The 8395-nt window shown below is 75.7% G+C and carries 9 protein-coding genes and 1 pseudogene; 7 read left to right on the top strand and 3 right to left on the bottom strand.

From position 1 onward, the window contains the following. Nucleotides 1-184, top strand: a 184-nt coding sequence (locus MY526_RS26655) for an amidohydrolase family protein (protein WP_436705456.1), incomplete at its 5' end; no start/stop codon positions are given. Here the strand turns inward: MY526_RS26655 and MY526_RS26650 are convergent. Continuing rightward, nucleotides 162-1361, bottom strand: a complete 1200-nt coding sequence (locus MY526_RS26650) for an MFS transporter (protein WP_436694937.1) — start codon at nucleotides 1359-1361, stop codon at nucleotides 162-164. The genes MY526_RS26655 and MY526_RS26650 overlap by 23 nt on opposite strands. 139 nt (nucleotides 1362-1500) lie before the next feature. Between MY526_RS26650 and MY526_RS26645 the strand changes: the two genes are divergently transcribed. Further along, nucleotides 1501-1932 carry a VOC family protein gene (locus MY526_RS26645; protein ID WP_436694936.1) on the top strand — a complete coding sequence of 144 codons (432 nt, stop codon included), beginning with the start codon at nucleotides 1501-1503 and terminating at the stop codon, nucleotides 1930-1932. Between the two features lie 4 nt (nucleotides 1933-1936). Continuing rightward, nucleotides 1937-2554, top strand: coding sequence for a helix-turn-helix domain-containing protein (locus MY526_RS26640; protein ID WP_436705455.1), 618 nt, complete (start codon nucleotides 1937-1939; stop codon nucleotides 2552-2554). A gap of 21 nt (nucleotides 2555-2575) precedes the next feature. Here MY526_RS26640 and MY526_RS26635 read toward each other — a convergent pair whose 3' ends face one another. Next, the gene (locus tag MY526_RS26635; protein WP_436694933.1) at nucleotides 2576-3577 is read right to left on the bottom strand and encodes an NAD(P)H-dependent glycerol-3-phosphate dehydrogenase; all 1002 of its coding nucleotides are present in this window, start codon (nucleotides 3575-3577) and stop codon (nucleotides 2576-2578) included. Nucleotides 3578-3912: 335 nt separating this feature from the next. On the opposite strand from MY526_RS26635, the gene MY526_RS26630 reads away from it, so the two are divergent. From MY526_RS26630 to MY526_RS26615, 4 genes are all read left to right on the top strand, one after another. Next, the gene (locus tag MY526_RS26630) at nucleotides 3913-5235 is read left to right on the top strand and encodes a BtrH N-terminal domain-containing protein (RefSeq protein WP_436705454.1); all 1323 of its coding nucleotides are present in this window, start codon (nucleotides 3913-3915) and stop codon (nucleotides 5233-5235) included. Nucleotides 5236-5391: 156 nt separating this feature from the next. Further along, entirely contained in the window at nucleotides 5392-6840 is a 1449-nt protein-coding gene (locus MY526_RS26625) for an amidase family protein (RefSeq protein WP_436705453.1), read from the top strand. Nucleotides 6841-6991: 151 nt separating this feature from the next. Further along, nucleotides 6992-7759 carry a ParA family protein gene (locus MY526_RS26620; RefSeq protein ID WP_436705452.1) on the top strand — a complete coding sequence of 256 codons (768 nt, stop codon included), beginning with the start codon at nucleotides 6992-6994 and terminating at the stop codon, nucleotides 7757-7759. Then, nucleotides 7756-8091 (top strand): hypothetical protein, encoded by a 336-nt coding sequence (locus tag MY526_RS26615; RefSeq protein WP_436705451.1) that lies wholly within the window; start codon nucleotides 7756-7758, stop codon nucleotides 8089-8091. The genes MY526_RS26620 and MY526_RS26615 overlap by 4 nt, the downstream gene beginning before the upstream one ends. A 114-nt stretch (nucleotides 8092-8205) precedes the next feature. Here MY526_RS26615 and MY526_RS26610 read toward each other — a convergent pair. Then, nucleotides 8206-8395 (bottom strand): annotated as a pseudogene (locus MY526_RS26610) (HNH endonuclease); the annotation flags it as partial.

Raw genomic sequence — 8395 nt, 5'->3', positions numbered from 1 at the left:
CTTCCCGCCGCAGCTGGTCCGCGCCGCCAACACCCTGCTCAAGAAGAAGGTGCTGTTCGGCTCCGACTACCCGCTGCTGCGGCCCGAGCGCTGGATCCGCGACTTCGAGCAGCTCGAGATCCGGGACGAGGTCAGGCCGCTGGTGATGAAGGAGAACGCCATCAGAGCGCTGGGTCTGCGCTGACGTCCGGCGCCGGCACCCAGCGGGACCGGGCGACGGCGGCCACGGCGGTCAGGACGGTCGCGAGGACGGCGGCCACGGCGAAGATGACGGTGAACCGGCCCGCGTCGACCAGGTCGGCCAGGGCGACCGCGGCCACCGAGCTGCCGGCGAACAGGGCCCCGGCGAAGCACGCCACCACCAGGGCCCGGGCCGCCGGGAGGACCTCGGTCGCCCAGGTCTGCAGCGACGTGTGCAACGCCGTCCAGGTCAGGCCCAGCAGGCCGGCGCCCGTGGCCGCCGTCCCGACGTCCTGCGAGACGGCCAGCAGCGCGCAGCCGAGGACCGCGAGCGCGCCGCCTGCCACGATCAGCCGCCAGGGGTGCCAGGTGCGCGACAGGCGCCCCACCACCGCGGACCCGACCAGCACCGCGGCGCCGTACACGGCGGTCGCCACGCCGGCGAGCGAGAGCGAGGCGCCGCCGGCGTGGGCGGCGACCGGGACGAGGGTCAGGACGCCGATGAGCACGGCCCCCTCGGTGAACGCCAGCCCCAGCACCAGGAGCGCGGGCCGGGACCGGGCGATCCGGCGCACCGACTCCAGCGGCGACGTCCGGGCGCGACCGGTCCGCGGCTCGGGCAGGGAGCGCAGCACCCAGACCAGCACCAGCGCACCGACGCCGGTGGCGAGGAAGGCCGCGCGCCAGGAGAACCGGTCGGCGAGGACGCCCGCCCCCGCGGACGCGACCGCCGTGCCGACCGCCACGCCGACCATCAACCGCGCGATCGCGTGCTGCCGCGCGCCCGCGGGCACGGTGTCACCGAGGTAGATCAGGCAGGAGGGGTAGGCCGCGCCGAAGAAGCCCCCGGCCAGACCGCGGGTGACGGCCAGGACGGCGACGGAGCCGGACAGGGCCGAGACCGCGGTCAGCAGGCCGGCCAGCAGCAGGGCGACCCGCATCGTCGGCACCCGCCCGAACCGGTCGGCGGCGACGCCCCAGAGCGGCTGGGACAGCCCGTAGACCAGGAAGTAGGCGCCCGCGGCGGCGACCACCGCCGCCACCGGAGCCCGGAGGTCCGCCGCGATGGCCACCAGCATCGGCGCCATCGCGAACCGGTCCAGCGTGCTGACCAGGCCCACGGCCTGGAGCAGCTTCAGCGGCGCGGTGGCCTCTCCCGGCGCGGCTGCCCGTCCCGGCACGGCCGGCCGCCGACGCCGGGTTCGCGCAGGCCGGACCTCTTCCAGGACCCGCTCCTCTCCCGAGATCGGCGACGTCTCGCCCGGACACGACCCTGCCATGCGCAGCCTGGGGATCGCGGATGCGCAGTAGACTGCTCACATGGCCACCCCACAGCTGCCGCCGTTCCACCTCGCCATCCCGGTGCACGACATCGAGGCGGCCCGCCACTTCTACGGTGAGGTCCTCGGTTTCGGCCGGGGTCGCTCCGCCGAGCGCTGGACCGACTGGAACCTCGACGGCCACCAGGTCGTCACGCACCAGGTCGACGGTCACGTCAACGCCGTGGCGGGCACCAACCCGGTCGACGGCCACGACGTGCCGGTGCCGCACTTCGGGCTGGTGCTGGGCGTCGAGCGGTTCCAGGAGCTCGCGCAGCGGCTGACCGACGCGGGCACGCAGTTCGTCATCGAGCCCTACGTCCGCTTCCGGGGCGAGCCCGGCGAGCAGTGGACGATGTTCTTCCTCGACCCCTCCGGCAACGCGCTGGAGTTCAAGGCCTTCGCCGACCTGAGCGCGCTGTTCGCGGTCTGATCCCGTGACGGCCGGGGACAACGACGAGGACGCCGGGGCGCTGACCGGCGAGGGCGAGCTCGCCCGCGACTTCCTCGCGCAGGTCGGTGCCCGCATCCGGGCGCAACGCACCAGCAGCTCCCTCACGGTGCAGCAGCTCGCCGACCGCGCGGGGATCAGCCGCCGGCTGCTCACCCAGATCGAGCTCGGGCAGGCCAACCCCAGCCTCGTCACGGTCACCCGGATCGCCCGCCGGCTGGGCACCGAGTTCACCGAGCTGCTGGACGCCGGCACGTCCGGGTCGCCGATCGAGGTGCACGACACCGGCGTGCACGTCCTCGTGTGGTCGAGCGCGGCGGGCAGTACCGCCCACCTCCTCGAGGCGGCCGCCGGATCCCGGTCGGCCGACCTGTGGCGGTGGCGCCTCGTCCCCGGGGACACCTACCGCGGCCGCGCCGACCCGGCGAGGTCCCAGGAGCTGTTCTACGTGCTGACCGGCGCGCTGACGCTCACCGCCGACGAGCAGCGGGTCGTCGTCCCGGCCGGGGCCTCGAGCCGGCTGCGCAGCGACCGGCCCTACACCTACGGCAACGACGGCGACGTCCCGGTGGAGTTCCTCCGCACCGTCGCCCTGGCCCCCTGACCGTCCCCGCCCGCGGGGTCCTCAGCCCGGATCGGACTCGTGCCCGGCCGGCACGGCCCGGATCAGCCCGCTGTACGCGTCGGCCGCGCGGATCCCGCCGCTGACCACGTCCTGGATCGTGCGCGCGATCGGCATGTGCAGCCCGCGCTCGTCGGCCAGCTCCACCACCGTGGCCACCGTCTTCACCCCCTCGGCGACCATCCGCATCTCGCCGAGCACCTCGTCCAGCGTCCGGCCCAGGCCCAGCTGCTCGCCCACGTGGCGGTTGCGGCTCTGCGGGCTCATGCAGGTGGCGACCAGGTCGCCCATGCCCGCCAGCCCGGCCAGGGTGGCCGCCTCGCCGCCCATGGCCACGGCCAGGGTGGTGAGCTCGGCCAGGCCGCGTGCCATCACCGCCGCGCGGGTGTTGTCACCGACCCCCAGGCCCTGCGCCATGCCGGTGGCGATGGCGACGACGTTCTTGAGCGCACCGCCGATCTCGCAGCCGACCACGTCGTGGTGCGTGTAGACGCGGAACACCCCGCGGCCCACCTCGCGCTGCAGGGCGGCGGCGACGGACAGGTCGGTGGTCGCGATCACGCTGGCCGCCGCCTGGCCGGCCATGATCTCCCGCGCGAGGTTCGGCCCGGTGAGCGCTGCGGCAGGCCGCCCCGGCAGGACCTCCTCGACCACCTGGGTCATGCGCAGGTGGGTGTCGCGCTCGAGCCCCTTGCTCAGGCTCACCACCGGGAACCACGGCGCCAGGTACGGACGGGCCTGCTCGAGGGTGTCCCGGAACGCGCCGGTAGGCACGCCGACGACCAGCAGCTCGGCGTGCCGGGCGGCCTGCTCCAGGTCGGCGGTGGCGCGCAGCCGGGCGGGGAGCCGGGCGCCGGGGAGGTACGCGGCGTTGCTGCGCTGCTCGGTGACCTCGGCCGCCACGTCGGGCTTTCGCGCCCACAGCAGCACCTCGTGGTCCCGCCGGCACAGCAGCGCGGCCACCGTCGTCCCCCACGACCCGGCCCCGAGAACCGTCACCCTCATCGTCGTCCTCCCTCGCGGCCGTCCGGCGACGGCGTACTCCGCGCACACCGATCACCCGGCCCGGACAGGATGGCCCCCGGGCGTCGAGCGAGGTACTCGCCCGACGCGGTTCTCCCGCCGCCGCCGGCCGGCACGTCCCCTACGCTGGGCCCCGGCGTGCCTCACGCCCAACCCCAGACCGGCCCTCCACGCGGGCCGGCACCGCGGGGCAAAGGGGACTGCGAGAGCCTCGAGGTGCCGGTACGGCCCTGGCGTGTGCAGCTCCGGACACCACGGCTGCGGCGGCGGACGGCGCGTGGAGCCGACCACCGCAGCGCGGCCGGGAGAGTCCGACCATGACCACTGCCAAGCAGCTCAAGGCCCGCGTGCGTGCGCGCATGGCCCGCACCGGGGAGCGGTACGCCGTCGCGCGCGCCCACGTCGTCGGTTCGGCGGGCGACGGCGCCGGCCCCGCCGTCGACGCCGGGTGGGCGCTGCGGGGCGGCACCGACCCCGACACCGCGGCCCTCGCGAACGTGCTCGCACACCGCGGCGTCACCGGCCCCGACGGGCCGCTGACCGAGCCGCTGCTGCTCGTCGTCGGCGGCGGCCTCGGCGCCGGCTACATCCTGTGGGAGTTCGCCCACGACGACGGTCGGATCGTCACCCTCGGGTTCACCCACTCGTGGCAGTACTTCGACCGGCGCCTGGCCACGACCGTCGACCGGCTGGGGCTGGACGCCACGTGGGCGCGCACCGGCGGCGCGGCCGGCGCCGCCCGGGCGCTGGCCTCGACGCTGGCCGACGGCGACCCGGCGATCATCTGGCCGGACCGCTACCACGCCGGCTACTGGCACCTGCCGCCCTTCCTCGACGGCGGCGGCGGTCACCCGGTCGTCGCCTACGCCTCGTCGGGTGGGCGGGTGCACGTCGACGACCGCACGCTGGCGCCGCTCACCGTGCCGGTCGCCGACCTCGACCGGGCGCGGGCCCGGGTCGGCAGCTACCGGAACGCCATGCTCGTCGTCCGCTCCACCGGCACCGTCGTGCCGGCCGACCGGCTGCGCGCCGCGGTGCTCGAGGGTCTCCGGGCCACCGTCGACCACCTCGGCGGCAGCTCGACCTCCTTCGCCCTGCCCGCCTGGCGCCGGTGGTCGCGGCTGCTCGTCGACGCCCGCGCCGCGAAGGGCTGGCCGACGGTGTTCGCCGACGGGCGCGGGCTGCTGAGGGCACTGGCCAGCGTGTGGGAAGCCGTCGAGCCCGCCGGGATGGACGGCGGCCACCTGCGCGGCCTGTTCGCCGACGGGCTGGCGCAGGCCGCCGCGGTGCTGGACGAGCCGGGGCTGGTCGCTGAGGCGCAGCGGTGGCGGGAGATCGCGACGCGCTGGCACGCCCTCGCCGAGACCGCGCTGCCCGACGACGTCCCCATGATCGCCCGGCTCCGTGAGCTCACCGCGACCGTCACCGGCGCGGTCGCCGAGGGCGACGCGGGCGCCGGGGAACGGGCCACCGCCGCCGAGGAGCTCTGGCGGCTGCGGGCCGAGCACGCCGACGCTCCCCCGCTGGACGGCGACCGCCTCGCCGCGATCCGCGCCGAGATGAGCCGGCACCTCGGCGGGATCCACGACGCCGAGGTCGCGGCGGTGCGCCGGCTCGGCGGCCTGCTCGCCGGCGCCTGACGGAGGTGGGGAGGGCGGAGCCCGTGCGGCCTCCGCCCTCCCGTGTCAGGGGCCGGCCCGCGTGCCGGATCTGCTACATGTCTGCTTGACGGCGACAGGACAGGTGTAGAGGATCCTCCCGCGTTCCCCCTCTTCCCCTTGGCCTGGAGGCCCCGCATGACCCCGATCACAGACGCTGCCCACGCCGACTCGGAAGCGCTGTGGCGCTGGTCGGCCCGGCAGGTGGCGCACGGCGTCGCCACGCGATCGATCTCGGCACGCGAGGTCGTCCAGAGCTGCCTGGACCGCATCGACGCGGTCAACCCGGGGTTGAACGCCCTGGTGGAGGTGCGTCCGGACGAAGCGCTGGCGTGCGCCGCGGAGGCCGACCGGCTGACCGCGTCCGGCGCCGAGCTCGGGCCGCTGCACGGGGTCCCCGTCGCGATCAAGGTGAACTCCGATCAGACCGAGCACGCCACGACCAACGGCGTCGCGGCGTTCAAGGACAACATCGCCTCGACCGACAGCCCGCACGTCGCCAACCTGCGCCGCTCCGGGGCGGTCCTGCTCGGCCGCAGCAACACCCCGGCGTTCTCCTACCGCTGGTTCACCGACAACGACCTGCACGGGCGGACGCTCAACCCGTGGGACGCCTCGCGCACTCCGGGCGGGTCGAGTGGTGGCGCGAGCGCGGCGGTCGCGGCCGGGATGGTGCCGATCGCCCACGGCAACGACATCGGCGGCTCCGTCCGGTACCCGGCCTACGCCTGCGGCCTGGTCGGACTCCGCCCGACCGTGGGCCGGGTGGCCGGGCTCTACGGGCCTGAGGGTGTCGACCCCGCACTGTCGGTGCAGTCGATGCTCGTGCAGGGCCCGCTGACCCGCTCCGTCGGCGACGCCCGCCTGGCGCTCGACGGGCTGACCGGCGACGATCCCCGCGACCCCTTCCACGTGCCGGGCGCGCCCGTGGCGCCGCCGGCCGGACGCCCCCTCCGCGTCGCGCTGGTACGCGACCACGGCGTCGCCACGCCGACGGCGGAGGTCGGCGCCGCGCTGGACCAGGCCGCCGGCTGGCTGACCGATGCCGGCTACGTCGTCGAGGAGGTCGAGCTGCCACTGCTGGCCGAGGCCTACCGGCTCTGGTACCTGCTGTGCATGGCGGAGTTCCGCCAGATCATGCCGCTGGTCGAGGAGGTCGGCGACGAGGGCATGCAGCGCGCGGCGGCGGGCTATTACGCCGTCTCCTCCGAGTGGTGGGGCGCTCAGCCCGGGCTGACCGACTACATGAACGGGTACGCCCGGCGGGGCACGCTGATCCGGGTCCTCGCGGAGTTCATGCAGCGCTACTCCACCGTCCTGCTGCCCGTCTCGGCGGAGCAGGCGTTCGAGCAGGACGCCGACATCGCGAGCGTGGAGAGCATGCGGCGGGTGATGGCGGCGCAGGCGTCCATGATGGCGATCCCTGTGCTCGGCTTCCCGGCGCTGTCGGTCCCCACCGGCGTGGCCGGCGGCCTCCCGGTCGGAGTGCAGCTGCTCGGCCGCCGCTTCGACGAGAACGGCATCCTCGACGCCGCAGAGGTGATCGAGGCACGGGCGGGCGTCTTCACGCCCATCGACCCGCGCTGATCGTCGTTCCGGGGGCCACCGTGGCGACAGCGGTGGTCCCCGGGACGGGCGGATGGTGATGCTGCGCACAGTGGGTCCCGTGGGGCGGCGTCGCTCCGGCGCTGGGCCCCGCCTCCCGGGCCGGGGCGCCGTCGGTCGCCACACTCCTCGCATGCGCCTGGCTGTCTGCTCCTCCAAGGGCGGTGTGGGCAAGACGACGACCGCGGCGAACCTCGCCGCCGCACTCGCCCGCCGGGGCCGGGTGCTCGCCGTGGACGTCGACCCGCAGGACAGCTTGGGACGGGCCTTCGGTGTCGTCGCCAAGCGCCCGGACGACAGCCTGGCCGCACTCCTTGAGGACCCGGCGGCCGACGCCCGGGCGGTCATCCGGCACGACGTCGCCCCCGGGCTGGACCTCCTGCCGGCCCACCCGGCGCTGGAGACCGCGGCCGCCCGACTGGCCGGCACGGGTGGCCTCGTCACCAGCGTCCGCCGCGTGCTGCGACCGCTGATCGGCGACTACGACCACGTCGTGCTCGACACCCGCGGCGACCTGGGCGGCCTCACCCTCGCCGCCCTCTGCGCCGCGGACGCCGTGCTCACCGTCTTCACGAGTGACCCCGGATCGGCCCTCGGGGCCGTCCGGGTCGCGACCTTCCTGGACCAGCAGCGCGCCTACGAGAACACCTCCGCCGTGCTCGTCGGGGTGGCCTGCGCCGTGTGGGACCACCGGGGGCGCGCCGCCCGCGAGGTCGCCGGCGCCCTCGAGGACACCGGGCTGCCGCTGCTCGCGACCCGTGTCCCGCTGTCCCGGCGGGTGCCGACGAGCACGCTCGCCAAGCGACCTGTCGTGCTCTCCCAACCGACCAGCCCGGTCGCGGACGCCTACACGGCGCTCGCGGACGAGGTGCTCGCCGCCGCCGAAAGGGTCCCCGCATGACCACGAAGCCGTCCTCTCCGCCGTCTCCTCGCCCGCGGGCCCTCCAGGACGACCTGCTGGCCGACCTCCGTCAGGCCGCCCCGATGCCGGTGGGGCGGCCGGAGCCGGCGCACCCGGCGTCGGCCCCGGCGCAGCCGTCGTCGGCCCCGGCGCAGCCGTCGGAGACCACGGCGCAGCCGTCGGAGACCACGGACCCGCAGACGCCCGTCGTCGACGTCCGGGTGACGCCGTTCCGGTGGTCGGCACCGAGCCTGCGACCCGGCGGTGCCGGCAGGGGTCTGGTCCTCACGGCCGGCCCGGTGCGGATCTCCACCACGGGTCGCGGCCGCTGATCCACACGGGTGTGTCGGCGCGCTGAGCCCGCCGCCTCCGTCGCCTCCAGCCAGTGCGTCCGGAGGTCGGCACGTCGACGTGTCGACAGGTCGTCTCGTGGGGTCGGTCCGGCCTCAGAACGGTGGCGGGTCGTCGGCGGGGCCGGACGTGGGCGGTGTCGTGGCCGCTGCCGGCGGGTCGGGTGGTCGGCGGTCGAGCCCGGGTGGTCGGGTGCTGCGGGTGCTGCGCGTGACCCCCGAGGGTGTGGTGACGTGCAGGGTGCCGTCGGCGTCCATGACGAACCGCCAGCCGCGGGCGTGGGTC

The organism is Geodermatophilus sp. CPCC 205761 (assembly GCF_051383655.1).
Lineage (GTDB): Bacteria > Actinomycetota > Actinomycetes > Mycobacteriales > Geodermatophilaceae > Geodermatophilus.
This window is presented reverse-complemented; position numbering and strand designations above follow the sequence as displayed.

What these genes read in the sequence shown, in the direction of transcription:
- MY526_RS26620 (WP_436705452.1), top strand. Translation starts at nt 6,992, where the DNA reads ATGCGCCTGGCTGTCTGCTCCTCCAAGGGCGGTGTGGGCAAGACGACG.
- MY526_RS26645 (WP_436694936.1), top strand. Translation starts at nt 1,501, where the DNA reads ATGGCCACCCCACAGCTGCCGCCGTTCCACCTCGCCATCCCGGTGCAC.
- MY526_RS26630 (WP_436705454.1), top strand. Translation starts at nt 3,913, where the DNA reads ATGACCACTGCCAAGCAGCTCAAGGCCCGCGTGCGTGCGCGCATGGCC.
- MY526_RS26615 (WP_436705451.1), top strand. Translation starts at nt 7,756, where the DNA reads ATGACCACGAAGCCGTCCTCTCCGCCGTCTCCTCGCCCGCGGGCCCTC.
- MY526_RS26625 (WP_436705453.1), top strand. Translation starts at nt 5,392, where the DNA reads ATGACCCCGATCACAGACGCTGCCCACGCCGACTCGGAAGCGCTGTGG.
- MY526_RS26635 (WP_436694933.1), bottom strand. Translation starts at nt 3,577, where the DNA reads ATGAGGGTGACGGTTCTCGGGGCCGGGTCGTGGGGGACGACGGTGGCC.